Origin of the sequence: Exiguobacterium sp. s64 (assembly GCF_018618035.1) — a bacterium.
Classification (GTDB): Bacteria; Bacillota; Bacilli; order Exiguobacteriales; family Exiguobacteriaceae; genus Exiguobacterium; species Exiguobacterium mexicanum_A.
In genome coordinates, this window is the sequence record NZ_JACSLH010000009.1 from 58,321 (window position 1) to 81,490 (window position 23,170).

23 protein-coding genes and 1 pseudogene are annotated in these 23,170 nt (G+C 46.5%); 15 read left to right on the forward strand and 9 right to left on the reverse strand.

The window, feature by feature from the left end; genetic code table 11:
• Positions 1–83: 83 nt before the first annotated feature.
• On the forward strand, positions 84–2,963 hold the full coding sequence (locus tag KNP64_RS12440; RefSeq protein ID WP_214793722.1) for a DEAD/DEAH box helicase: 2,880 nt from the start codon (positions 84–86) through the stop codon (positions 2,961–2,963).
• A 20-nt stretch (positions 2,964–2,983) separates the two neighbouring features.
• On the opposite strand, the gene KNP64_RS12445 is transcribed toward KNP64_RS12440, so the two are convergent.
• On the reverse strand, positions 2,984–3,397 hold the full coding sequence (locus KNP64_RS12445; protein WP_214712469.1) for a (deoxy)nucleoside triphosphate pyrophosphohydrolase: 414 nt from the start codon (positions 3,395–3,397) through the stop codon (positions 2,984–2,986).
• Between the two features lie 224 nt (positions 3,398–3,621).
• On the opposite strand from KNP64_RS12445, the gene mqo reads away from it, so the two are divergent.
• The 3 genes from mqo to KNP64_RS12460 all read left to right on the forward strand — a co-directional run bounded on the left by mqo (position 3,622) and on the right by KNP64_RS12460 (position 6,434).
• A complete protein-coding gene (mqo, locus tag KNP64_RS12450) occupies positions 3,622–5,121 on the forward strand; it encodes a malate dehydrogenase (quinone) (RefSeq protein ID WP_214764142.1) in 1,500 nt (499 codons plus the stop codon).
• A gap of 116 nt (positions 5,122–5,237) precedes the next feature.
• Entirely contained in the window at positions 5,238–5,726 is a 489-nt protein-coding gene (locus KNP64_RS12455) for a hypothetical protein (protein WP_214793719.1), read from the forward strand.
• 15 nt (positions 5,727–5,741) lie between these two features.
• Complete coding sequence (locus KNP64_RS12460; protein ID WP_138860205.1) at positions 5,742–6,434, forward strand: hypothetical protein; 693 nt, start codon at positions 5,742–5,744, stop codon at positions 6,432–6,434.
• A gap of 30 nt (positions 6,435–6,464) precedes the next feature.
• On the opposite strand, the gene KNP64_RS12465 is transcribed toward KNP64_RS12460, so the two are convergent.
• Positions 6,465–6,989, reverse strand: a complete 525-nt coding sequence (locus KNP64_RS12465; protein ID WP_131472030.1) for a CarD family transcriptional regulator — start codon at positions 6,987–6,989, stop codon at positions 6,465–6,467.
• A gap of 106 nt (positions 6,990–7,095) precedes the next feature.
• The gene (locus KNP64_RS12470) at positions 7,096–7,524 is read right to left on the reverse strand and encodes a MarR family winged helix-turn-helix transcriptional regulator (RefSeq protein ID WP_214793714.1); all 429 of its coding nucleotides are present in this window, start codon (positions 7,522–7,524) and stop codon (positions 7,096–7,098) included.
• Between the two features lie 135 nt (positions 7,525–7,659).
• On the opposite strand from KNP64_RS12470, the gene KNP64_RS12475 reads away from it, so the two are divergent.
• The 4 genes from KNP64_RS12475 to KNP64_RS12490 all read left to right on the forward strand — a co-directional run bounded on the left by KNP64_RS12475 (position 7,660) and on the right by KNP64_RS12490 (position 10,766).
• A complete protein-coding gene (locus tag KNP64_RS12475) occupies positions 7,660–8,406 on the forward strand; it encodes a hypothetical protein (protein ID WP_214712462.1) in 747 nt (248 codons plus the stop codon).
• Positions 8,407–8,520: 114 nt separating this feature from the next.
• Positions 8,521–9,267 carry a methionine ABC transporter ATP-binding protein gene (locus KNP64_RS12480; RefSeq protein WP_214793711.1) on the forward strand — a complete coding sequence of 249 codons (747 nt, stop codon included), beginning with the start codon at positions 8,521–8,523 and terminating at the stop codon, positions 9,265–9,267.
• Entirely contained in the window at positions 9,260–9,922 is a 663-nt protein-coding gene (locus KNP64_RS12485) for a methionine ABC transporter permease (RefSeq protein ID WP_029596402.1), read from the forward strand. The genes KNP64_RS12480 and KNP64_RS12485 overlap by 8 nt, the downstream gene beginning before the upstream one ends.
• A gap of 25 nt (positions 9,923–9,947) precedes the next feature.
• Positions 9,948–10,766 (forward strand): MetQ/NlpA family ABC transporter substrate-binding protein, encoded by an 819-nt coding sequence (locus KNP64_RS12490; RefSeq protein WP_214793708.1) that lies wholly within the window; start codon positions 9,948–9,950, stop codon positions 10,764–10,766.
• 35 nt (positions 10,767–10,801) lie between these two features.
• Here the strand turns inward: KNP64_RS12490 and KNP64_RS12495 are convergent, their stop codons facing one another.
• Positions 10,802–11,638, reverse strand: coding sequence for an aldo/keto reductase (locus KNP64_RS12495; RefSeq protein ID WP_131472018.1), 837 nt, complete (start codon positions 11,636–11,638; stop codon positions 10,802–10,804).
• A gap of 142 nt (positions 11,639–11,780) precedes the next feature.
• On the opposite strand from KNP64_RS12495, the gene KNP64_RS12500 reads away from it, so the two are divergent.
• From KNP64_RS12500 to KNP64_RS12525, 6 genes are all read left to right on the forward strand, one after another.
• Positions 11,781–12,041: a hypothetical protein gene (locus KNP64_RS12500; protein ID WP_211780193.1), complete on the forward strand. Its 261-nt coding sequence runs from the start codon at positions 11,781–11,783 to the stop codon at positions 12,039–12,041.
• A 656-nt stretch (positions 12,042–12,697) separates the two neighbouring features.
• Positions 12,698–14,551, forward strand: coding sequence for a heavy metal translocating P-type ATPase (locus KNP64_RS12505; protein WP_214793705.1), 1,854 nt, complete (start codon positions 12,698–12,700; stop codon positions 14,549–14,551).
• Positions 14,552–14,743: 192 nt separating this feature from the next.
• On the forward strand, positions 14,744–14,977 hold the full coding sequence (locus KNP64_RS12510) for a heavy-metal-associated domain-containing protein (RefSeq protein ID WP_131472014.1): 234 nt from the start codon (positions 14,744–14,746) through the stop codon (positions 14,975–14,977).
• Between the two features lie 33 nt (positions 14,978–15,010).
• A complete protein-coding gene (locus tag KNP64_RS12515) occupies positions 15,011–15,310 on the forward strand; it encodes an iron-sulfur cluster repair di-iron protein, ric (protein WP_128123856.1) in 300 nt (99 codons plus the stop codon).
• A gap of 65 nt (positions 15,311–15,375) precedes the next feature.
• Complete coding sequence (locus KNP64_RS12520) at positions 15,376–15,609, forward strand: heavy-metal-associated domain-containing protein (protein ID WP_026907428.1); 234 nt, start codon at positions 15,376–15,378, stop codon at positions 15,607–15,609.
• Positions 15,610–15,673: 64 nt separating this feature from the next.
• On the forward strand, positions 15,674–16,381 hold the full coding sequence (locus KNP64_RS12525) for a Crp/Fnr family transcriptional regulator (protein ID WP_029333958.1): 708 nt from the start codon (positions 15,674–15,676) through the stop codon (positions 16,379–16,381).
• Between the two features lie 57 nt (positions 16,382–16,438).
• Here the strand turns inward: KNP64_RS12525 and KNP64_RS12530 are convergent.
• Positions 16,439–17,363 (reverse strand): annotated as a pseudogene (locus tag KNP64_RS12530) (IS30 family transposase).
• Positions 17,364–17,535: 172 nt separating this feature from the next.
• On the opposite strand from KNP64_RS12530, the gene KNP64_RS12535 reads away from it, so the two are divergent.
• Positions 17,536–17,949, forward strand: a complete 414-nt coding sequence (locus KNP64_RS12535; protein WP_131472010.1) for a hypothetical protein — start codon at positions 17,536–17,538, stop codon at positions 17,947–17,949.
• A gap of 14 nt (positions 17,950–17,963) precedes the next feature.
• Here KNP64_RS12535 and ahpF read toward each other — a convergent pair whose 3' ends face one another.
• The 4 genes from ahpF to htpG form a co-directional block, all read right to left on the reverse strand.
• Complete coding sequence (ahpF, locus tag KNP64_RS12540) at positions 17,964–19,487, reverse strand: alkyl hydroperoxide reductase subunit F (protein WP_214764136.1); 1,524 nt, start codon at positions 19,485–19,487, stop codon at positions 17,964–17,966.
• A 12-nt stretch (positions 19,488–19,499) separates the two neighbouring features.
• Positions 19,500–20,063, reverse strand: coding sequence for an alkyl hydroperoxide reductase subunit C (gene ahpC, locus KNP64_RS12545; RefSeq protein ID WP_021067918.1), 564 nt, complete (start codon positions 20,061–20,063; stop codon positions 19,500–19,502).
• Positions 20,064–20,393: 330 nt separating this feature from the next.
• Entirely contained in the window at positions 20,394–21,191 is a 798-nt protein-coding gene (locus KNP64_RS12550; protein ID WP_214710774.1) for an SRA domain-containing endonuclease, read from the reverse strand.
• Positions 21,192–21,287: 96 nt separating this feature from the next.
• Positions 21,288–23,156 carry a molecular chaperone HtpG gene (gene htpG, locus KNP64_RS12555; RefSeq protein WP_214793702.1) on the reverse strand — a complete coding sequence of 623 codons (1,869 nt, stop codon included), beginning with the start codon at positions 23,154–23,156 and terminating at the stop codon, positions 21,288–21,290.
• Positions 23,157–23,170 lie beyond the last annotated feature (14 nt).

Genomic DNA, 23,170 nt, shown 5'->3' on the forward strand with positions numbered 1-23,170 from the left:
GAAGATAATAATGAAATATATGTAAAATAAAATACTGGTATTGAAATTATTTGAATTTAGTATAAATCATGTTGGAGGTATGTATGACTCATTTTACAGAACAACTCAAAAATTCTTTAGAAAAAGGGTTCATTGATAAGCATCATCATCACGTGAGTCCATTTAAACCTGAGTTATTAATGAATGAAAAACATAAACGACAAGATGTACTTACTTCACTTCTAGACGAACTAAAGGGATGCCAATCTTTCTTATTCTCTGTTGCGTTTATTACGGAAGCTGGCTTAGCTACGTTAAAATCTACGCTTTCCGACTTACATGATAAAGGTATCCGTGGAAAAATCATGACTTCAACGTACCAATACTTTAATCAACCTAAAGTCTTTAAAGAACTATTAAAACTGAAGAATGTAGATATTCGCATTTCAGAAGTTGAGGCATTCCACTCTAAGGGATACATTTTTCAACATGAAGAGTACTACTCATTAATTGTTGGAAGTTCTAATTTGACGTCTGGAGCGTTAAAGACAAATTACGAGTGGAATCTGAAGTTGACCTCTCACGAGAATGGAGAAATTGTCGGACACTTCCTCGATCAGTTTGAAGAAATGTGGAGTGTTTCAGTTCCATTGACACTTGAATGGATTTCAGCTTACGAACGTTCGTATCGTCCAGTCTTCGGAGAACGTGTAGCTGAATTTCCAGACTCGTATGGAGTCAATCGATTAAAAGAAGCGTTACAGGTAGAACCTAATTCGATGCAACTAGCAGCTTTAAGTGGGATTGAGGCCGTTCGTGCGCATGGAAATACAAGAGCGCTCGTCGTATCAGCGACGGGCACGGGAAAAACATATTTAGCCGCTTTTGATGTTCGTCGCTATCGACCGAAGCGAATGCTATTCGTAGTGCATCGCGAACAGATTTTGCAAAAAGCAAAGAATGATTTTCATCGAGTCATTGGTGGTGATGAAAGTGATTTTGGTATCCTGTCAGGTTCGAGCCGAGCAATGGGAGCTAGGTATGTCTTTGCAACGATCCAAACAATTTCTAAACAAGAAACATTAGATCAGTTTAACCGAGACGCATTTGACTACGTATTGATTGATGAGAGTCACCGAGCAGGAGCGGTTACATATCAACGAATTATAGAACATTTCACACCACAATTTTTATTAGGAATGACAGCAACTCCTGAACGTTCAGATGGATATGATTTATTTAAGTTGTTTGATTACAACATTGCATATGAGATTCGGTTACAAGAAGCGCTTGAAGAGGACATGTTGTGTCCTTTCCACTATTTTGGAGTGACAGATCTTGAAGTGAGTGGAAATCAAGTTGAGTTTGATGTATTCACTCAGCTCGTGTCAGAGGAACGTGTAGAACGGATTATCGAGAAGATTGATTACTATGGTTTTTCTGGAGAGCGTTTATGTGGTTTGATGTTCTGTAGTTCAAAACGAGAAGCGAAACGACTTTCTGAGGAATTGAATCATCGAGGTTTTAGAACATGTGCTTTAACGGGAGATGATTCGCAAGAAAAGAGACGAGTTGAAGTGACTAATTTGGAAGAGGGTCGTCTAGATTACATTTTAACAGTTGATATATTCAACGAAGGTATTGATATTCCAAGCATTAATCAAGTCGTCATGTTGCGACAGACAGAATCAAGTATTATTTTTATTCAACAACTAGGACGGGGATTAAGAAAACACAGCTCAAAACAATACGTGACCGTTATCGATTTCATTGCTAACTACAAAAATAACTATTTGATTCCAATCGCTTTATCCGGAGACCGCTCTCAAAATAAAGATTCGATTCGGAGAAAAGTAATCGATCGTAGCTATATTTCTGGCACGTCGACCATTAATTTTGAAGCCATCGCAAAAGAGCGAATTTACGAATCGATTAATCAAGCAAAACTAACGGACTTAAAAGTGTTAAAAGAGGCTTATCACAATTTGAAAAACCGTTTAGGCCGACCTCCGATGCTAAGTGATTTTGTTGAACATTATTCAATGGATCCAATTGTTATTGGAACAAAGAAGGGTCATTACGGTGCCTTTTTGAATATAGTGGAGCCTGATCTCCCTGATCTTCCTTCCATTCATTCGAAAGTTCTGTTGATGGTGACCCAAGAGTTATTATCAGGAAAACGAGTACATGAGGCATTGTTAATGCAACTTCTGTTGGAGCAGGAAAGTTTGAACAAACAAGATTTTATTCATCGCTTGCGTGAGCAGGGCATACGAAGTGATAAAACTACCATTCACTCTTTAGAAAACGTATTATCACTAAACTTCTTTAAAGATGCTGATCGATTGAAGTATGGAGGACACGCCTTAATTTCTTGGGAAGGTGAGGTGTATAGATTCTCATCTCATATGCACTCTTTATTAAAAGATGAATGGTTCACTCAGCTGTTTAAAGATGTATTAACAGCTTCCTTAGCTAGAGGTCAACGATATGATCAAACAAAACCATTAACCCGACTTGAAAAGTACACGAGGAAAGATGCTTGCCGCCTATTAAATTGGGATAAAGAAGAACAATCGACGATATATGGCTACAAAATAAAACATCAAACTTGTCCGATTTTTGTCACGTACCATAAGGGTGAAGACGTTGAAGCTAGCGTCAATTATGGAGACTCCTTTATTAATCCAGAAGTGTTTCATTGGTATACGAGAAGCAGAAGAACGACAAAATCGGAAGAAGTACGTAAAATCATTGAGGCACAGGAAAGAGAAATCGATATTCATCTCTTTGTGAAAAAGGATGATGATGAAGGCGGAGATTTCTACTATTTGGGTGAAGTCAAACCGGATCGCGAATCTGTTCAAGATACGACAATGCTGAATCAAGACGGACAGGAATTGTCTGTTGTTACGATGAACTTACTCCTCCAAGAACGTGTCGATCAGCAAATTTACGACTACTTACACGAACAAACGCATTAATAAAAGCCGAGACGTGATTGTTACACGTTCTCGGCTTTTGTCGTTTGATTAATGACGTCGTTGACGGCAGGAATATCTGCTGGGGCCCACACAAGGGAATGTAAGTTATCGCGTTTTAACCAAATTAACGCATCGTGTTCTGTCGCGGTAGGCGTTCCTGATTTTAACTCAGCACGCAATGAAATCAATTGAATGATGAACGTTTCATATTCATGTACATGTTCATTAATCACTTCGTGCGCAGTGATTTCGCAAGCTAACTCTTCAGAAATCTCACGTTCAAGTGCTTCTTGCAAATTCTCACCGTCTTCAACTTTTCCACCAGGGAACTCCCACATGTTTGGGATCAACATATTTGTTGAGCGAAGGGCGCAAAGGATTTCTTGATTTTCATTTTCAATCACTGCTGCAACCACTTTTACTTTCTTTTTCATCATAGCAACCTCATTCTCTTCAGTATTCGTTGCACTCATCATAACATCTCTAGTTACTGAGAGTTGTCTAAGGGAGAAACTCTAAAAGTTTTCCGCACTTAACCCTTATCAAACATCACAAAAGCGTTATAATCAATATAACAATTATAAACGGGGCGAGTCGGCGAATGGGGATTTACCGAATCGTCTCATACACAAATCCAGGGGAGAAGGATGGGGTTTTCATGAGCAGTGTTCAAAAGAGAACAGACGTCATTTTGATTGGTGCCGGTATCATGAGTGCGACGCTCGGGTCGCTTTTTAAAGAGCTCGTACCAGAGTGGGAAGTCAAAGTGTTTGAGAAGCTCGAAAGTGCAGGGGAAGAGAGTTCGAACGAATGGAATAACGCCGGGACGGGACATGCCGCCCTCTGTGAGTTGAACTATACGACCGAGAAGCCAGATGGTACGCTCGATATTTCGAAAGCGATCAACGTGAACGAGCAGTTCCAAATCTCGCGTCAGTTTTGGGCGCATCTCGTCAATAAAGGCTTGATTCAAAACCCGGAAGCGTTCATCCGTTCGATTCCACATATGAGCATGGTCCAAGGTGAGAAAGACGTCGACTTCTTGAAGAAACGTTTGGAAGCGCTAACAAATAATCCGTTGTTTGAAGGAATGGTTTTATCGGATGACCCGGAACAACTCCGTGACTGGATGCCGATCGTCATGGAAGGACGTTCCGTCGATGAGCCGATCGCGGCGACGAAAATCGATTCAGGTACCGACGTCAACTTCGGTGCGCTCACACGGATGCTGTTTGATCATTTGACCGGCCAAGGTGTCGAGGTCAATTACAAGCATAGCGTTGAGGACGTGAAACGGTTAGCGAACGGATTGTGGGAAGTGAAAGTGAAAGATATCGAGGCGAACACGATTGAGACGCACACGGCGCCGTTCCTGTTTATCGGCGGCGGTGGAGGCAGTCTGCCACTCCTTCAAAAGACGGGCATCCCGGAGTCGAAGCATATCGGCGGATTCCCGGTGAGTGGTCTGTTCCTCGTCTGTAAGAACCGTGACGTCATCGAACAGCACAACGCGAAAGTATACGGCAAAGCGAAAGTCGGCGCACCGCCGATGTCGGTGCCGCACCTCGACACGCGCTTCATCGAAGGGCGCAAAGAGTTGTTGTTCGGACCGTTCGCCGGCTTTACGCCGAAGTTCTTGAAGACGGGCTCAAACCTCGACCTTATCCAATCGGTCAAACCGTACAACGTCGTAACGATGCTCGCGGCCGGGGCGAAAGAGATGCCGCTCACAAAATATTTGATTGAACAGGTGCTCTTGTCGCATGACAAACGGATGGACGAGCTTCGCGAATTCATCCCAACGGCGAAGAACGAGGAGTGGGAAATCGTCGTCGCCGGACAACGAGTCCAAGTCATTAAAGACACGCCGGACGGCAAAGGGACGCTCCAGTTCGGAACGGAAGTCGTCAGCGCCGAAGACGGATCGGTCGCAGCACTACTTGGTGCGTCACCGGGAGCCTCGACGGCCGTGCACGTCATGTTAAAAGTGCTCGAGCAGTGTTTCCCGAACCGGATGCCGGAATGGGAACCGAAAATCAAAGAGATGGTGCCTTCTTATGGCGTCTCACTCTCCGATCACCCGGAACTGTTCAAGACGATTCACGAATCGACAGCAATGGCGCTCGGCTTGAAAGAGAAAGGCGTCGTCCACAATTAAGCGAGTACAGGCGAGGATATGTTCATATTCTCGCTTGTTCTTCTTGATTGTAAGACAATTAATCCATATATTGGTTAAAAATAAGTAGGAGTCTACATAAAAATAGGAGGTGCTGCATGAATAAAATCATTCTTTCTGAATGGGAGCGTAAAAAATACGGTGATTATGTCAACAAACTTCGAGAGTACCCGGACTGTTTCGAGTATTGTGTGGTCCCTAACTACGAAGACCATATGGAGATCGCACAGACGGAATGTATCCAGTTGGGCGACTGTTTCGCAGTCCTGATGAGGCATGCGGATCACTATATCCTTGTTGCCACCCTGTTCGATGTCGAATGGGAAACGAGACAAGTGTTAGAATGGCTTGACCGCTGGGAAATGCGTTGCATGAGACCGACAACAGAGACGCTTCTAATCTCACATGCGAATGATGTGGTTGAACAAATCAAATTCAAAGACCATCCACTTCTCTTGATTGAAAAAGGGTCGAAGACATTGCTTGTGGATTCCGAAGAACTTGTTGATGTGGCGGATGTGTATGATCAGTATAAGAAAATCAATAACACAGGGCTCGCGGAAGACATCATTATTGAGAAGGAATGAGGAGGGGGATTAGTGATGCAGAAGAACATGGAGGAGCTGGTTCAGCTGAAAGAGGAAGACTCCTATTTTAGACCGTTTGTTGTTGAGTCTCCGGATTCAAGAGGGAATGTATTTGTCGTCGGCATCAATCCAGCCACACCTATGAAAGTGAAAGACTTCGAAGATACTAGCGAATATATCGATCTGATTTATAATCGAAGTCGATTCATGGAACGGATGCAGACGCTTCGAATCCGAGACGGAAAATCACGACTCTCTAAGACGCGGGTCGGTTTGAACGCATTCGTGAAAGATTTGGAGGCCAAATCTAGCGGAGTGATTAACGTGGTTGAAACGAACATGAATGCATGGCCTACAAAATCTGCAAAATGCTTGTCTTTACCAAAAAATAAACAAGCGGCAGTATACGGTGCACAAATCTTCAAAAGGGTTTTCTTCCACTACAAACCTAACGTGTTGATTGTCCACAGTAAGCAAGCACTTGGCGAATTGCTGGCGTTTTTGGAAATAGAAAAACTGAACCCATCCGTAACCTTCGATTCGAACGTGCGATTAGTGGACTGGATTGCAGCCGGCCCAATTACTTTCACGTACGAAGATGGAACAATCGGGACGATTTTCTGCTCCAAGCATTTTATGTACCACGGACATGTCGGACATAGCTTCCAACCGCTGAAAGAACAGGTGCTGGCCGTCTTTGAACAATAAAAAAAGACCTCTTCGCACGGAAGGGGCCAATCAAGTAGTGGCGACAGGTTCTTCGCTCAAATAAGCAGCAATTTGTTGATCGATAATTTCTTCCGACAATTCAAGCGCGAGCGAAAGTTCTTTCACGAGGATCGTTTTAGCGTTCTCTAGAATCTTGCGGTCCTGTTCATATAACTTCTTGTTCAACAAGATAGCTTCGCTTTGGCGGCGAGCAAGCGTGTTGATGACTTGAGCGATGTCGTGACGGTTACCCGAGTGCACGACGTTCAAGAATTCGCGATTGCGGTTGTTCGGATGGGGATTCCATTCGACACCCGGCGAGCGGAACGATTCGAGGATCTCTTTTGCTTCTTTCGCTTCAAGGAGCGTCAACATCATCACTTTATCACTATCGACGGGGATACTGATTTGCAACTTCTGTGCGTTATTGATGGGATGGAGCGTGTAGTACGACTTCGTCTCACCCGCGACCGTCATGTCGGAAATGTCGTCAATGCGGCAAACTCCGTGGGTCGAATAGATGATTAAATCACCAGTTTTGAACAAATCGATCACCTCTTCCTTTCATCAAGTATAGTAGTTCATGACACGAAATGTCAACTCGGTTGACATTTGAGGTGAGATATGACACAAAAAAATCTCTCCCAATCGTTAGGAGAGATTACAAATTCCAGTCGGCTTTCAACAACATTTTCAGTTGTCGGAATGCGTCGTCACCGAGTGATTCGGCTATTTTTTGTTCGAGTTCGGCTTTCAGTGCCTCGTTCTGTTCGTAGCAACGGACTCCGAGATCGGTCAGCTCGATACATTTATCTTTTCGACTCGTCGGATGATCGGTCACCGTGACGAGGTCTTTGGCTTTCAAGTTCTTGATGAGCTTATGGATCGCTTGGCGGGAGATGTGGACGTTGCGTGTCACTTCGGCAATGGTCGGCTTCGTCTTATAGATGCGGGCGAGCACGTACCATTCGGAGTTGGAGATGTAGATGTCATGTTGCTCGTTCCAAGCCCGTTCGCTGATGCGACGGATTTGGTCGTGACGCTCGCTTAGGAGATCGAGAAGTCGTGTCGTCGGTTCTGTTGGAGTCAAATTGGTCACTCCTATTCGTTTTTGTCGTTCCTAACTATACAAAAGCCGATGTGTCGCGTCAATGCGCAAACGAGATCGTCATCCTCCAATAAGATTTACTGATTTAGGGAACAGAAAAACAGAGGAGGGACTTTCATGCCGACACGTACTGACTTGTTTCAACGCTATAAACAACATATTCTCGAACTGCCCGACCTGGAGGAAGCGACACTGAAGAGTGAACCGTTCTTACTCGAGGAGGACCCGAACAAGCAACTCACGATTTACTATGCACCGTTCGAATACGTTAACCCGCAGGCCAAAGTCGTCATAGCAGGGATTACGCCAGGACTGTATCAAATGCGGCAATCATTCGAGGCCATCCGCGATTTGGCGGACGCGCCCGACGAGGAAGCGCTCCGAGCCGTCAAACAACGGGGCAGTTTCTCGGGACCGATCCGCAAGAACTTGGTGACGATGCTCGATGACTTGGAGTTGCATCACCACCTCGGTCTCCCGACGACGCTCGACTTATTTGGCGAGGCGAACCATCTTGTGCAGAATACGGCGGTGCTACCGTATCCCGTCTTCTATAAAGGGAAGAACTACAACGGGTCGAGTCCAGACATGTTGAAGACGGACTTGTTCCGGTCTTATGTCGAAGGCAGCTTCGCCGACGAGATGGCCGTCCTCGAGGACGCACTCATCTTGCCGATGGGCATCAACGTCCGTCGGGCCGTCGAGACGCTCGTCGACAAGGGCATCATCGCGCCAGAACGCGTCGTGAGCGGATTTCCCCATCCATCAGGGGGGAACGGCCATCGGCATCGCATCTTTGCCGAAAATCGTGAATCGATGCGGCGCCATATCGCTGACCATTTCAAACAGCACCCGTTAAAGTGAACCGCCCCGTGCGGTTCTTTTTTTGTGAAGCACCTCACCTGACAAATTTGCTTTAGTTCGCTAAAATGGGGTACGAGGTTGACCCAGTTTTCCCATAAGAGAAAGGAACCGTCTATGATCACGTTAACGAATGTCAGCAAACAGTTCGGCCGCGACGTAGCCGTCCGTGACGTCTCGCTTCAGATCGAGCGGGGCGAGGTCTACGGCATCATCGGCGCGAGCGGGGCCGGCAAGTCGACGCTGCTCCGGTTGATGAACCTGCTCGAGACACCGGATACAGGGCAAGTCACGGTCGATGGGGACGAATTGACGAGCTTATCGAGTCGACAGCTACGCGAGAAGCGCCACGTCATCGGCATGATTTTCCAACAGTTTAATCTCGTCGCGAACAAGACCGTCTATGACAATGTGGCCGCTTCACTGAAGCTGGCTGGCCGGCCGCGCTCGACGCATGAGGCCCGGGTGCTCGAGTGCCTTCGTTTCGTCGGGCTCGAGTCGTTCAAAGATAAATACCCGGCACAGTTGAGCGGCGGGCAGAAACAGCGCGTCGCCATCGCGCGGGCGCTCGCGAACGAACCGCACGTCTTGTTATGTGATGAGCCGACGTCGTCGCTCGACCCGAATACGACGGCTGAAGTGCTCGGCGTGTTAAAGTCGATTAACGAGCGGCTCGGCGTCACCATCGTCATCGTGACACATGAGATGGACGTCATCAAACAAGTGTGCGACCGCGTGACCGTCATGACGGACGGTTCGGTGTATGAGACGATTGATGTCATTCCGAGTGGGGTCGCAGACATCGACGACAATCCGTCCTGGTTCGTCGATCAACTGAAGAAGGCAGGTGAACCACATGCCTGAGGTGCTCCTGCAATATCAAACCGAGATTTGGCAATCGATCGGCGAGACGTTCATCATGGTCGGCGTCTCGATTCTCGCGGCCGTCCTTCTCGGCCTGCCGCTCGGGACGTGGCTCTACTTGTCACGAAAAGGGCAACTGCTCGAAAATCGGGCCGTCTTCTCCGTGCTCAACTTGATCGTCAATATCGTCCGCTCGTTCCCGTTCCTGTTACTCGTCGTGTTTTTGATTCCATTTACGCGGCTCATCATCGGAACGGCCATCGGGACGGCGGCGGCAACCGTGCCGCTCGCCATCATCGCCATCGCCCATTACTCACGACTCGTCGAGCAGTCACTCCTTGACGTACCGCGTGGCGTCGTCGAGGCGGCCGTGTCGATGGGGGCGTCCATCAAAGACGTCATCTTCAAGTTCTTGTACGTCGAGGCCCGTTCCGGTCTCGTCCTCGGGCTGACGACATCAATCATTAGCTTCATCTCGTACTCGACCATCATGGGGGTGGTCGGGGGCGGTGGCATCGGCGACTTTGCCATCCGCTACGGCTATCAACAGTTCAAGACGGAGCTGATGATGTACATGATTTTGATCATGCTCGTCTTCGTCCAGATGATTCAGTTCACCGGTACGACGGTGGCTCGGCTCATCGACAAACGCTAATTACCTAAAGAAAGAAGGAGAACTTATGAAAAAATTAATGGCGCTTTTCGCCTCACTCACACTCGTCCTCGCGGCGTGTGGGAACGATTCCGAAACGAACACGACGGAAGCCCCGTCAAACGAGCCGCAGACGCTCAAAGTCGCATCGCTCATCCCACCGATGACGGATATGCTTGAAATCGCGAAAGAGCAACTCGCAGAAGACAACATCGAGCTCGAAATCGTCGTCCTCGGTGACAACGTCCAACCGAACACGGCGCTCGCAGCAAAAGAAGTCGACGCGAACTTCTTCCAACACGTCCCGTACATGGAAGAGTTCAACCGCAGTAATGACGCTAACCTCGTCCCAATCGAACCGATTTACTTCGCCAACTACGGTGTCTACTCGAAAGAGTATGACAACATGAACGACATCCCGGAAGGCGCGACAATCGCCATCGCGAACGACGTGTCGAACATCGACCGCTCGCTCTCATTGCTCGCGCAACACGATGTGATTAAGCTCGGTGAGAAGAACGGGTCGTATTACACGCAAGCCGATATCACAGAGAACCCGAAGAACCTCAAGTTCGAGGAAGTCGATTTGCTCATGCTCGCGCGTGCGTACGATGACGTCGATGCGGTCCTCATGACGCCGGCCTATGCGGCGCCACTCGGCTTGACGCCGAAGAGCGATGCCCTCTTGACGGAAGGTGTCGAGAACGACTTCGCCATCACACTCGTGGCCCGTGAAGACAACAAAGACGAAGAAGCCATCCAGAAACTCGGCGAAGCACTCACAAGTGACGAAGTCCGTGCGTTCTTGGAAGAAAATTACGAAGAAACGGCGATTCCGGCGTTTTAACGAGAAAAGATTGAGCCCAGACGGCTCAATCTTTTTTAGTATTCCTCGTATTCTCTCGGGTCTTGATTATCGATGCGGCCGTCTTGCTTCGTCAGGGCGTTGAGCGTCTCCATTTCGTCCTCGGTCAATTCGAAGTTGAAGACGTCGAGGTTCTCTTTTTGGTGCAACTCGCTCGACGAACGCGGGAGCGGGATGACACCGAGTTGGACGTGCCAACGCAGAATGACTTGGGACACGGTCTTGCCTTTTTGTCTTGCTAGTTCCGCGATCGTCTCGTCATGCGTGACAGTCCGGGCTCGGCTCAACGGACTCCATGCCTCAGTGATGATGCCGCGCTCTTTGTCAGCTTGACGCTGTTCTACTTGGGAGAAGTATGGGTGGAGCTCGATTTGGTTGATGACCGGTGTCTCACCCGTCTCCTCAATCAAACGGTCGAGGTGCTCAGGCATAAAGTTCGAGACGCCGATGGAGCGGATCCACCCGTTCTCTTTCGCTTGGATGAGTGCGCGCCACGCCTCCACGTATTTGTCTTGTTTCGGGTTCGGCCAATGTAACAGGAACAAGTCCCAATAGTCGAGGTTCGCCCGGTAGAGCGACTCACGAATCATCTCGAGCGCATCGTCGTAGTCGAAGTATTGGGCGCGAAGCTTCGACGTCAAGAACAGTTGCTCGCGCGGGATGCCGGATTGCCGGACGGCTTCGCCGACCGTTCCTTCATTGTCATAGCGAATTGCCGAATCGATGAGACGATAGCCGTTGCGGATAGCGCTCGTGATGGCGTCGACGCCCGGTTCACCTCGTAAATAAACGGTGCCGAGCCCGATTGCCGGAATCTCGTAGCCGTCATGTAGTTTGATGGTTGGGATGTTCATGAAATGCCTCCTCATTCAAAATCCGTTCTCTTGTCCGATATTCCACTTTCCGGGGGAATCAAACGTTTGAATCGGTCGGAGTTAATTAAAATGGAGTTGCCTATTTTCCTGTTTTTGGGGTAATTGGCATGAGGTGATGGGGATGAAGTGGTGGTGGATGTTCGGGATATTGGCCATTGGAGGAATGATGTTCGTCAATGAGGCTTGGTATGGAAACTCGGCGGCATTTGGAACGGCGACCAGTATGATTATCGTGGCGTTGATTGGCCTAAAGAGTTTAGAAAACCGATATCGGATAAGAATGGGAGTCATCTTTTCATTATTGATTGCTGAAGCGATTTACTTTGGGTTGCCGAGTTATTCAGTCGCCGAGGCGGAACATACTTTGAAACATTCACACTGATACGGAACAAAGCCCGAAAACACGCTATCTTACGCGCTTTTGATTTAGAGTTGGTGTTTGTTTGGTGTTTAAAGATAATAAACGAAAATTAATGATGAAATACAAAACGGCCCTTTTTACACTTTCTGTTAGTGTTTGGATGAGCACCATTTTTTTATTATAGCTTGGAGGGTTTCGTTAAATAGTTGAGTTATTCACACATTCGCGACAAAATGTTAAACAAAACTACCTGTTTAGGTGATTAGGATGATAGCTGTTTGTTAAACAAACTATTTGAGCCTATGGCGGATATTCCAAAAAAAAACGGTAACTGGATCATGTTGTTCCATAATCTTCATTAGCTTTTGTTTAGTAATTGGAGCAAATTCTGAGTAACGCCAATGGATAATGTGAAAGAGTACACTTAAACTAACTACTTTTCTAAAGCCTGCTGAATAAAGAATGTACAATATAATGAATTTTTGTGATTGTATGTCGATGTTCGATAATATATAAGAGTTATTCCGTAAAACTGTTGGTTTTATTTTGCTGTTCTTTTATAATTTTTCACTTTTACAATAGAACTTGATTCGAATCAATTTTTATTTCATAGAAACATCCTAGACTAGAGTCATCAACAAGGAATACAAATGAAAATGAAATTGGAGGGAATCAACATGCAAAGATATATATTAAGTAAAAAGAATTCCATTACACTGATCAGTGCAATTTTGATTGCACTTGCATTCTTCGGACGATTTTCCTTAGACAACATGGCCATTTTCAATTGGTCGCTCATCATTGCATCCATTCTTGGTGTGGCGCCGATTGCAATCCAAGCCTATCAGGCATTAAAAGTAAAAGTTGTCAGTATTGATGTTTTAGTTACCATTGCAGTTATTGGAGCAGTATTGATTCAAAATTATGAGGAATCAGCCATCGTTACTTTCTTATTCTTATTTGGTTCTTACTTGGAGCAGCGTACCTTGAACAAAACACGTTCTGCCATTAAAGAATTAACAGAGCTGGCACCAGAAAGTGCTTTAAAGCAAATGGAAAACGGAGAATTTGAAGAAGTAGATGTCGATGATGTAGACGAAGGTGATATTTTATTAGTTAAAACGGGTGCAAAAGTTCCGGTAGATGGAACAGTGTTAACTGGTGAAGGTCACATTAATGAAGCAAGTATTACTGGAGAATCTCTACCTGTAAGTAAAAAGGTTGATTCTGAAGTATTTGCAGGATCTATCTTAGAAAATGGAACGATCCAAATTCGAGCTGATCGTGTTGGAGAAGATACAACATTTGGTAGAATTATCGAATTAGTGGAAGAGGCACAGGATTCCAAATCAGAAGCAGAACGTTTCATTGACCGATTCTCAAAATACTATACACCAGCTGTGTTAGTCCTTGGTTTTATTGTTTGGTTTTTCTCAAAAGATATTGAACTAGCTATCACGATTCTTGTTTTAGGATGTCCAGGTGCATTAGTTATCGGGGTTCCTGTATCCAACGTTGCCGGTATCGGAAACGGTGCACGTAATGGTGTCCTCTTAAAAGGTAGTGAAGTTATCAATGACTTTAGCAGAGTAGATACTATCGTTTTTGATAAAACAGGAACATTGACAGTAGGAAACCCTGAAGTTGCCGAAAAAGAATTTTACGGAAAAAATACTGAAGAGGTTCTAGGATATTTAGCAAGTGTGGAGCGTGAATCGGACCACCCACTAGCGAAAGCTGTCCTACAGGATATTGGCGAGATAACTTTCTCTACTGTTGAAGAAACCGAAGTCGTTAAAGGTGGCGGAATTGTAGCAAAAATAGGTGTTCATCGTATAGCCGTTGGTAACGTAGCTTTAATGGAAAAGAAAAATGTGAAATTAAGCGAAAAAGCTAAAAAAGACGTCGAACGCTTTGAGAAAAATGGGAATTCTCTTGTGTTAACTGCGGTCGACGGAGAATTAAACGTTCTGATGGGTATTCGGGATCAAATCCGCCCAGGTGTTAAAAAAGATCTTCAAAAACTGAAAAAACTAGGGGTCAAAAACCTTGTCGTTCTTTCTGGGGACAACCAAGGAACCGTAGATTTAGTTGCTCGAGAACTTGGGTTAACAGAAGCACATGGTCATATGCTACCGGAAGGAAAATCTGCTTATATCGAAAAAATGCAAGCAGAAGGCGAGATCATTGCCTTTGTCGGTGACGGAGTGAATGATAGTCCTTCACTAGCCTTAGCAGATATCGGAATTGCCATGGGAAGTGGAACAGATGTTGCAATTGAAACATCAGATGTTGTTTTAATGAATTCTGACTTTAGTCGTTTACCACACGCATTAGGCTTAACAAAATCAACTTCAAGAAACATGAAACAGAACATTACCATAGCAGTTGGTGTGGTATTAGTCTTACTTGCCAGCCTACTATTTGGTGAATGGATGAATATGTCAATCGGGATGTTGGTTCACGAAGCAAGTATCTTAGTAGTCATCTTGAATGGTATGAGATTGCTTCGATACCGTTTGAGAGAATAATTTTAATAGAAAGCAGTCTTGATGAATGATAAAGGGGAAGTATTCAGGTAGGAAGAACAAAATACTCCCCTACTTTTTCTTAAAACTTGATTTGCATCAAATTCATTTCGTTGAACCTGAACTATACTTAAATTGTAAAGAAGAAGAGGGAAAACAAAAAAATAAAAGATAAGATGAAAGGAGAAATAATTCATGCAAAAAGCAATTATTCAATTAGAAACATTATCTTGTCCATCTTGTATGCAAAAGATTGAAAATGCGGTGAAAGGATTAAACGGGGTTAATCATGATAGCTTAAAAGTATTATTTAATGCCAGTAAAGTAAAAGTAGATTTTGATTCAGAAACGATCACCATTAACGATATCGAAAAAGCCATTGAAGACTTAGGATATCCAGTCGTCAAATCAAAAGTAAAATCGGCCTAAGACCAAAAAACCACAAGAAAGAGGGAACGAATAATGTCTGAACAGACATTTAACGAAGTAATAACAAACCATTTTGAAAAGCTAGATTTATACACCACTGCAATTACACGGGCCCATGGTAAGAATCACCCAGAAGCCTTTGAAGTGCGTGAATTGTTTGAAACAATTAGTGGAAAAGTAAAAGACGCAGGTACGAACAAACCTGACTTAGATGCTGAATTTGCTCAATTACGAAAAATCACAGACAACTACACCATTCCTGGAGATGTATGTGAAACGTATGGAGGCACATTCGAGATGTTATCAGAAGTAGATAAAGCATATCAGGCTTAAAGTAACTCAAAAACAAAAGAATAGATTGGTTTACGGTCGTTAAAAAATGAAGGGGGAAATGATTTATGCAAAAAGCAACGATTCAATTAGAAACCTTATCTTGCCCATCTTGTCTCCAAAAGATTGAAAATGCGGTGAAAGGAATAAACGGTGTGAATCAAGATAGCTTGAAAGTAATGTTCAATGCAAGTAAAGTAAAAGTAGATTTTGATTCAGAAGCAGTCGCTATTAACGATATCGAAAAGGCAATTGAAGACTTAGGATATCCTGTTGTCAAATCAAAGGTAAAACCTGCTTAATCGAGTGAATAGAAAGGAAGCGTAGGATGCCCTCTTAGGCTTTTTATAAAAGGAAGAGGTTATTTTGGAACAAAACCAATGTTGTCATCACCAACATGGACATGCAGAATGTATTCGTATTGTCCCCATTTTCAACCATTTGGAAGACTCACAAATGGATTTGATTGCGGAATCTGCCAAGACACTTCATCTTAAAAAAGGGGAAATGTTATTCCGTGCAGATGAGGAAGATGATACCTTATATATTATCAATTCAGGTAAGGCTCGGATTTACCGCTTATCGGATTCTGGAAAAGAACAACTTGTTCGCATTTTAAATCCTGGTGATTTTACAGGTGAAGTCGCCATTTTCCAACCTGGAAGTATTCATGAGAATTATGCGGAAGCACTACAAAATACATCTATTTGTTTAATTAAACGAGGTGATTTACAGAAGTATTTGGTGGAATATCCGCAGATCTCATTAAAAATACTGTCAGAAGTAACGATGCGTTTAAAGGATTCTGAAAAACAAACCACACAAGTAGCGATTGAAAATGTAGAAACCCGCATTATATCCTTTTTAGCTGAGAATATTGAAAAGGGAAGTGGCAATAGTCCAACGATTATCTTACCAATGTCCAAAAAGGATTTAGCCTCGTATCTTGGTACCACACCAGAAACAATCAGCCGTAAATTTACTACTCTAGAAGAACTTGGATTGATTAAACAGTTACCGAAAAAGAAAATTAAAATAATGGATTTAGATCAATTGTTACTTCATACTAAATAAATATAAGCAGAGTAGCGTGCCATCATTAACGTGTTAAGTTTAATAGTAGACGGTTTGTCAAATTAAGCGCAACACTTCCTCCGCGAAGGCCTCGTGTGCGGTCTTCCAGCCGAGACATTTCCTCGGCCGCCCGTTGATCTTGGCGAGCGCGTCCACGATCTCTCCTTGGCCGACCGTCGCGAAGTCCGATCCTTTCGGGAAGAACTCGCGCAGGAGGCCGTTGGCGTTCTCGTTGCTGCCGCGCTGCCACGACGAGTACGGGTCGGCGAAATACAGCGGCACGCCGAGCGCGCTCGTGGCAGCTGAACTCCTTGCCCCGGTCCGTCATCGCCGTCCTGAACGTGCCCTCCGGGAAGGCGGCGTGCACCGCATGAATCGCCCCCTCCATCGAGGCCGCGGTGCGGTCCGCGATCGGCAGGGCGAGATAGAACCGGCTCTTCCGCTCGATGAACGTCGCGACGCACGCCTTCGACTTCCCTCGTCCGGAGACGACGGTGTCGAGCTCCCAGTGCCCGAACGTCCGGCGCCCCCTGACCTCCGCCGGCCGTTGCGAGATGGAGAGTCTGATGTTGATGCGCCCGCGCGTCTCGGTCGGCTTTTGACGTTTCCCTTTCTGGCGGAGCACGGTCAGGGGCACGTCGATCCGTCCCGCATAGATTCAACGGTAGATGGTGGAGAAGGCAATTATTCCTGTGTAGAGACGGCCGACGATCTGTTCCGGGGACCAGGTCGCACGCAGCTTCCCGACGATCGTCCGGCGCATCGTATCGTCGAGTTTCGTCTTGGCGCCACAGTTGGTCTTCGCCTTCTCGTAGCGTTTCTGGGCACGTTCAGCCACGTAGTCGGGGTTCCGTCTGATTTCCCGCGAGACGGTCGAGGGCTGTCGCCCGAGCCGTCTCGCGATGGACCGGATGGACATCCCAAGCTCCAGATACGTCTCTATTTTCACGCGTTCCGTTGTGGTAAGATGAATATAGCTCATAGCGATTCCTCCGTCTGAATGTTTGTGTCGTAACTTCATTCTACACGAGGACGTCGCTGTGGGCTTTTTGTGCGTTCACTTTTGGGTGTTGCACTTAATTTTATAATTCATCAAACCAAAATGAAGTTGCCTATTTTCCTGTTTTTGGGATAATTGAAGAGAGGTGATGGGGATGAAGTGGTGGTGGATGTTCGGGATATTGGCCATTGGAGGAATGATGGTCGTAAATGAGGCTTGGTATGGAAACTCGGCGGCGTTTGGAACGGCGACCAGTATGATTATCGTGACGTTGATTGGCCTAAAGAGTTTAGAAAACCGATATCGGATAAGAATGGGAGTCATCTTTTCATTATTGATTGCTGGAGCAATTTACTTCGGGTTGCCGAATTATTCGGTCGCTGAGGCAGAACATAACCTGAAACAAGTACATAAGAACGTGAACTATGTGAATGATGTCGGGGTGGTGAACGAAGGCTGGAATCCGTTTCAACCAAACCGTGTCTATTTATTTGAAATCGATTCAGGGGACCGAGTCTTGTTTTTACCCGATTCAGGAGACATTATAAAAACGCGTCCTCCAATGTGAGGACGCGTTTCTGATTAGTTGCGAATCATATAATCGAAAGCACCGAGTGCGGCAGTCGCACCAGATCCCATCGAGATGATGATTTGTTTGTAGGCGCTGTTCGTGCAGTCGCCTGCTGCGAACACACCTGGAACGTTCGTCGCGCCATGACGATCAACGACGATCTCACCGAAGTTGTTGCGTTCGACCGAGTCGAGCCAGTCCGTGTTCGGGACGAGGCCGATTTGGACGAAGACGCCTTCGAGTTCGACGTGATGCGTCTCGTTCGTCTCACGCGACAAGTACGAGATGCCGTTCACTTTATCCGTACCCGTGATTTCTGTCGTCTGTGCGTTCGTGACGACGGTCACGTTCGGGAGGCTGTGGAGACGGTCTTGAAGCACTTGGTCGGCTTTGAGTTCAGAAGCGAACTCGAGCACCGTCACGTGTTTAACAATCCCAGCGAGGTCGATCGCTGCTTCAATTCCAGAGTTGCCGCCACCGATGACTGCGACACGCTTGCCTTCGAAGAGAGGGCCGTCACAGTGCGGGCAGTAGGCCACACCTTTGTTTTTGAACTCAGCTTCACCTGGGACGTTGACGTTACGCCAGCGTGCACCCGTCGACAGGATGACGCTCTTACTCTTCAAGACGGCACCATTCTCAAGTTCGACTTCGACGAGGTCAGTTTTCTCAAGACGCTTCGCGCGTTGGAGATTCATGACGTCGATGCCGTATTCTTTCACGTGCTCTTCCAAGCTCGCGACGAGTTTCGGGCCTTCCGTGTAAGATGTGCCGATGAAGTTCTCAATCCCCATCGTGTCCATCACTTGACCACCAAAGCGTTCCGCGACGATGCCGGTCCGGATGCCTTTACGAGCCGCGTAAACCGCTGCGCTCGCACCAGCTGGGCCGCCACCGATGACGAGGACGTCATACGGGTCTTTGTTGTCAAACGCCGAAGCGTCAGGACCAGTTCCGAGTTTCGCCAAAATCTCTTCAAGTGACATGCGTCCGTTGCCGAACGCCTCACCGTTCAAGAAGACGGTCGGGACAGCCATGATCTCTTTCGCTTCCACTTCTGCCTTGAACGCGCCACCGTCGATCATCGTGTGTGAGATGTTCGGGTTGAGGACGCTCATGACGTTGAGTGCCTGGACGACGTCCGGGCAGTTGTGGCAACTGAGGCTGATATACGATTCGAAGTGGTACGTGCCTTGAATGTTTTGAATCTGTTTGATCGCATCCGCGTCCACTTTCGGCGCCCGGCCGCTCACTTGGAGCAACGCGAGGACGAGTGACGTGAACTCGTGACCGAGCGGGATTCCTGCGAAGACAATCCCTGTCTCTTCAGACGGGCGGTTCACGCTAAAGCTTGGTGTGCGTTCGAGTGTGACATTCTCGACCGAAATGCGTGACGACATGCTCGCGAGTTCGTTCACGAGGTCGAGCATCTCTTTAGAGACCGCGTCATCTCCAGCGCTGACACGGAGGACGACATCGCCCTCCATGAGCTGGAGATATTGGTCCAACTGTTGTTTAATATCTGCTTCTAACATGAAATCCGCTCCTTACAACTTGCCGACGAGGTCGAGGCTCGGGCGAAGTGTTGCAGATCCTTCTTCCCATTTAGCCGGGCAAACTTCGCCTGGGTTGTTGCGGACGTATTGTGCCGCTTTGACTTTGTTGACGAGTGTGCTCGCGTCACGGCCGATGCCGCCTGCGTTGATTTCAACTGTTTGGATGACGCCGTCTGGGTCGATGATGAACGTACCGCGGTCAGCAAGGCCATCTTCTTCGTTCAAGACGTCGAAGTTACGTGAGATTGTGTGTGATGGGTCACCAATCATGATGTACTCGATTTTACCGATTTTCTCAGACGTTTCGTGCCATGCTTTGTGCGTGAAGTGTGTGTCAGTCGATACTGAGTAGACTTCGACGCCGAGGTTTTTAAGTGTCGCGTATTCGTTTTGAAGGTCTTCCAATTCAGTCGGGCAGACGAATGTGAAGTCAGCTGGGTAGAAGCAAACGACGCTCCATTGACCTTTGAAGTCGTTGTCCGATACTTCGAGGAATTCACCTGTTTGGAATGCTTGTGCTTTGAAAGGTAAGATTTCTTTGCCGATTAATGACATGGGATATGTCCTCCTTGGTTTTTTACTCTAGTGGGATTCTATCTCTACTAGAATAATTATAATGTAATACTAACTTCATATAACCCGCCAAAAATGTCAAGGCGTTTGCATGCTTGGTAAAAAGTTGATATATCAACGGTAAATGGATAATACGCATGGTAAAAGGGGAGAAAACGGTTACAAAATAAATGTGAGTTTTTTTCAATAACCTATGCAAAAAAAATAAAACCTTACTCATAGATATAGATTTGCTGAAGAAATGAACACATGATTCTCGTAATAAATCGTCATATTATCAATTACAAATAAAAAACCTCAATCTAAAGCAGATTAAGGTTGTTGAATCTTATTGATGATATGTTGATTAAATTCTACTCTGTCTATACCTTTATGCAGGCGAGCGTGACAGTTCGGACAAACTGCTACGACTTGATCCGGTTGCGATAAGCCATCATCGGATTCTTTATAGAGCGAGTGGAGCTCGAGATAAGGTCCGTTTTCCGTTTCAAACGGAGCTGGTTGCCCACAAGCTTCGCAACAGTTATTGGCACGAGCCAGCACATAATAAAGAAGCGCTGCTGTTTGTTCGCGAACTTGTAACTTTCGAGCGGACATACTTAAGCCGGTGGCTCGTTTGGGATCGCGTGATGCAATTTCCTCTAACTCTTCAATTGATTTATAGCGCATCGTCGATGAGAACTGATGAGCTTCTTCCTGAATTACATGCAGTGGTTCAAACGCAAAGACGATCACTTCTCGTTGATTGTGATATTTATCAATTCCAAATTGAATATCAAAACCAATTAAAATGAGTTGATCGACAAAGCGGTAAGTCCCTCGTCCAAGCGATTCGAATAAATAAACGTCTTCGCCATTTTCTACATGGTTAAGGAGCGCTTTATTTCCGAAAGAAAACGATTGATTCCCTTCCTGTCCTTCTCCGCTGTAATAGTAGAGACCGTCATCTTCATTCCAGCCATTTTTATAGCCAAACTCTTTATCCATTCCACTATCGAATATAAAGATGAGTTTATGTTTGTTTGGGGTACTAATCCCTCGTTGTCGACTTCCACCATAACGATCGTGAAGTTCAGAGCGTTTATACAACTTATTTTTTTCGAACAGCATATGACACCTCATTCCCAAGAATTTCTTCTACGTTAAATTGTATCACGTCTCCATATGAATAAATGAAAAAGACAGAGGTCGCCCTCTGCCTTTCCATTATTCAGCCATCAACGCACACACCGCATTCGAATAGGCGACCGGGTCTTCAATCGGTAACCCTTCGATGAGGAGCGCTTGCTGATAGAGCAAATCGGTATACTGTTTCGCTTTCGCTTCATCTTCCTTGTAGATGCGCTGTAACGTCTGGAAGATGGCGTGGTCGGCGTTCACTTCAAGCACTTTTTCCGCTTTCATGCCGCCGCCGTTCGGCATCGTGTTCAAAATCTTCTCCATCTCGATCGAGACGTCGCCGGCGACCGTCAAGCAGACCGGATGTGACTTGAGGCGTGTCGAGGCGCGCACTTCTTTAACACGGTCGCCCAGTTCTTGTTTCATGAAGGCGAACAAGTCCTTGTTGTCCTCATTGAGCGAATGGGCCGCCTCATCATCAAGCCCGAGGTCACCGCTCGCGATCGACTTGAACTCTTTGTCGTCATACGACTGGAGCATCTTGATGGCGAACTCGTCGATTTCTTCAGTGAAGTAGAGAATCTCGAACCCTTCTTCTTTCAAGCGTTCCGCCTGTGGTAACAGGTCGATGCGGTGAATCGATTCACCCGTCGCGTAATAGATGTACTTTTGATCGTCTTTCATGCGCTCGACGTACTCTTTGAGCGTGACGAGCTTCTTCTCGTTCGACGAGTGGAACAAGAGCAAGTCTTTCAACTCGTCCTTGGCGGCACCGAACTGATCGTAGACGCCGAACTTGAGCTGACGACCGAACGATTCATAAAATTTCTCGTAGTCCTCGCGCTCGTTTTGGAGCATCTTCTCGAGCATGCCTTTGATTTTCGACTTCACGTTTTTGGCGATGACGCGGAGCTGTCGGTCCTGTTGTAGCATCTCCCGGGAAATGTTGAGCGACAGGTCTTCCGAGTCGACCATCCCTTTGACGAAACCGAAATAGTCCGGGAGCAGGTCAGGCGACTTCTCCATGATCAAGACGCCGTTCGAGTACAGCTCGAGTCCTTTCTCGAACTCTTTCGTGTAATAGTCGAACGGGACCGTCGATGGGATGTAGAGAATCGACTGATACCGGATGGAACCGTCGACGTTCAAGTGGAGGTGTTTGAGCGGCTCGTCGAAGCCGTAGCGTTTCTCGTGATAGAACGTCTTGTAGTCTTCGTCCGACAGCTCGCTCTTCCGTTTGCGCCAAATCGGCACCATGCTGTTGACCGTCTCTTCTTCGACGTAGTCCTCGTACTCTTCCGAGTCTTCTTTTTGACGGTGCTTCGTCACGTCGAGCTTGATCGGATAGCGGATGAAGTCCGAATGCTTCTTGATGAGCGAACGGATCTCGTACTCTTCGAGGAATGATGAGTACGTCTCGTCGTCCGTGTCGGCTTTCACGTGCAATGTAATCTCGGTACCGATGTCTGTCTTGTCGATTGGCTCGATCGTGTAACCGTCTGTGCCTTCCGACTCCCACAAGTAGCCTTGTTCACTGTCGACCGAGCGGGTGCGGACCGTCACACGGTCTGCCACCATGAACGCCGAGTAGAAGCCGACACCGAATTGGCCGATGAGGCTGTGGTCTTCTTCCATCTTCGTCGCCTGCTTCATCGCGAGCGAACCGCTCTTGGCGATAATCCCGAGGTTCGACTCGAGCTCTTCGGCCGTCATCCCGATTCCGGTGTCGCGGATGGTGATCGTGCGGGCGTCTTTGTCGAGCTCGACTTTAATGAAGTAGTCGTCCTTGTTGAAGTCGATTGCCTCATCTGACAAGGCCCGGTAATACATCTTGTCGATGGCGTCACTCGCGTTCGAGATGAGCTCACGGAGGAAGATGTCCTTATGCGTATAGATTGAGTGGACCATCAACTCTAAAATTCGTTTCGATTCGGCTTGAAACTGTTTCTTTGTCATGATCGTTCTCCTTT

Excerpts from the sequence above, each read along its gene's own strand:
- KNP64_RS12440 (WP_214793722.1), top strand. The coding sequence starts at position 84 with ATGACTCATTTTACAGAACAACTCAAAAATTCTTTAGAAAAAGGGTTC.
- KNP64_RS12520 (WP_026907428.1), top strand. The coding sequence starts at position 15,376 with ATGCAAAAAGCAACGATTCAATTAGAAACCTTATCTTGCCCATCTTGT.
- htpG (WP_214793702.1), bottom strand. The coding sequence starts at position 23,156 with ATGACAAAGAAACAGTTTCAAGCCGAATCGAAACGAATTTTAGAGTTG.
- KNP64_RS12505 (WP_214793705.1), top strand. The coding sequence starts at position 12,698 with ATGCAAAGATATATATTAAGTAAAAAGAATTCCATTACACTGATCAGT.
- KNP64_RS12510 (WP_131472014.1), top strand. The coding sequence starts at position 14,744 with ATGCAAAAAGCAATTATTCAATTAGAAACATTATCTTGTCCATCTTGT.
- KNP64_RS12485 (WP_029596402.1), top strand. The coding sequence starts at position 9,260 with ATGCCTGAGGTGCTCCTGCAATATCAAACCGAGATTTGGCAATCGATC.
- KNP64_RS12445 (WP_214712469.1), bottom strand. The coding sequence starts at position 3,397 with ATGAAAAAGAAAGTAAAAGTGGTTGCAGCAGTGATTGAAAATGAAAAT.
- KNP64_RS12460 (WP_138860205.1), top strand. The coding sequence starts at position 5,742 with ATGCAGAAGAACATGGAGGAGCTGGTTCAGCTGAAAGAGGAAGACTCC.
- KNP64_RS12515 (WP_128123856.1), top strand. The coding sequence starts at position 15,011 with ATGTCTGAACAGACATTTAACGAAGTAATAACAAACCATTTTGAAAAG.
- ahpC (WP_021067918.1), bottom strand. The coding sequence starts at position 20,063 with ATGTCATTAATCGGCAAAGAAATCTTACCTTTCAAAGCACAAGCATTC.
- KNP64_RS12480 (WP_214793711.1), top strand. The coding sequence starts at position 8,521 with ATGATCACGTTAACGAATGTCAGCAAACAGTTCGGCCGCGACGTAGCC.
- KNP64_RS12475 (WP_214712462.1), top strand. The coding sequence starts at position 7,660 with ATGCCGACACGTACTGACTTGTTTCAACGCTATAAACAACATATTCTC.
- ahpF (WP_214764136.1), bottom strand. The coding sequence starts at position 19,487 with ATGTTAGAAGCAGATATTAAACAACAGTTGGACCAATATCTCCAGCTC.
- KNP64_RS12490 (WP_214793708.1), top strand. The coding sequence starts at position 9,948 with ATGAAAAAATTAATGGCGCTTTTCGCCTCACTCACACTCGTCCTCGCG.
- KNP64_RS12455 (WP_214793719.1), top strand. The coding sequence starts at position 5,238 with ATGAATAAAATCATTCTTTCTGAATGGGAGCGTAAAAAATACGGTGAT.
- KNP64_RS12500 (WP_211780193.1), top strand. The coding sequence starts at position 11,781 with ATGAAGTGGTGGTGGATGTTCGGGATATTGGCCATTGGAGGAATGATG.
- KNP64_RS12495 (WP_131472018.1), bottom strand. The coding sequence starts at position 11,638 with ATGAACATCCCAACCATCAAACTACATGACGGCTACGAGATTCCGGCA.
- KNP64_RS12550 (WP_214710774.1), bottom strand. The coding sequence starts at position 21,191 with ATGCTGTTCGAAAAAAATAAGTTGTATAAACGCTCTGAACTTCACGAT.
- mqo (WP_214764142.1), top strand. The coding sequence starts at position 3,622 with ATGAGCAGTGTTCAAAAGAGAACAGACGTCATTTTGATTGGTGCCGGT.
- KNP64_RS12535 (WP_131472010.1), top strand. The coding sequence starts at position 17,536 with ATGAAGTGGTGGTGGATGTTCGGGATATTGGCCATTGGAGGAATGATG.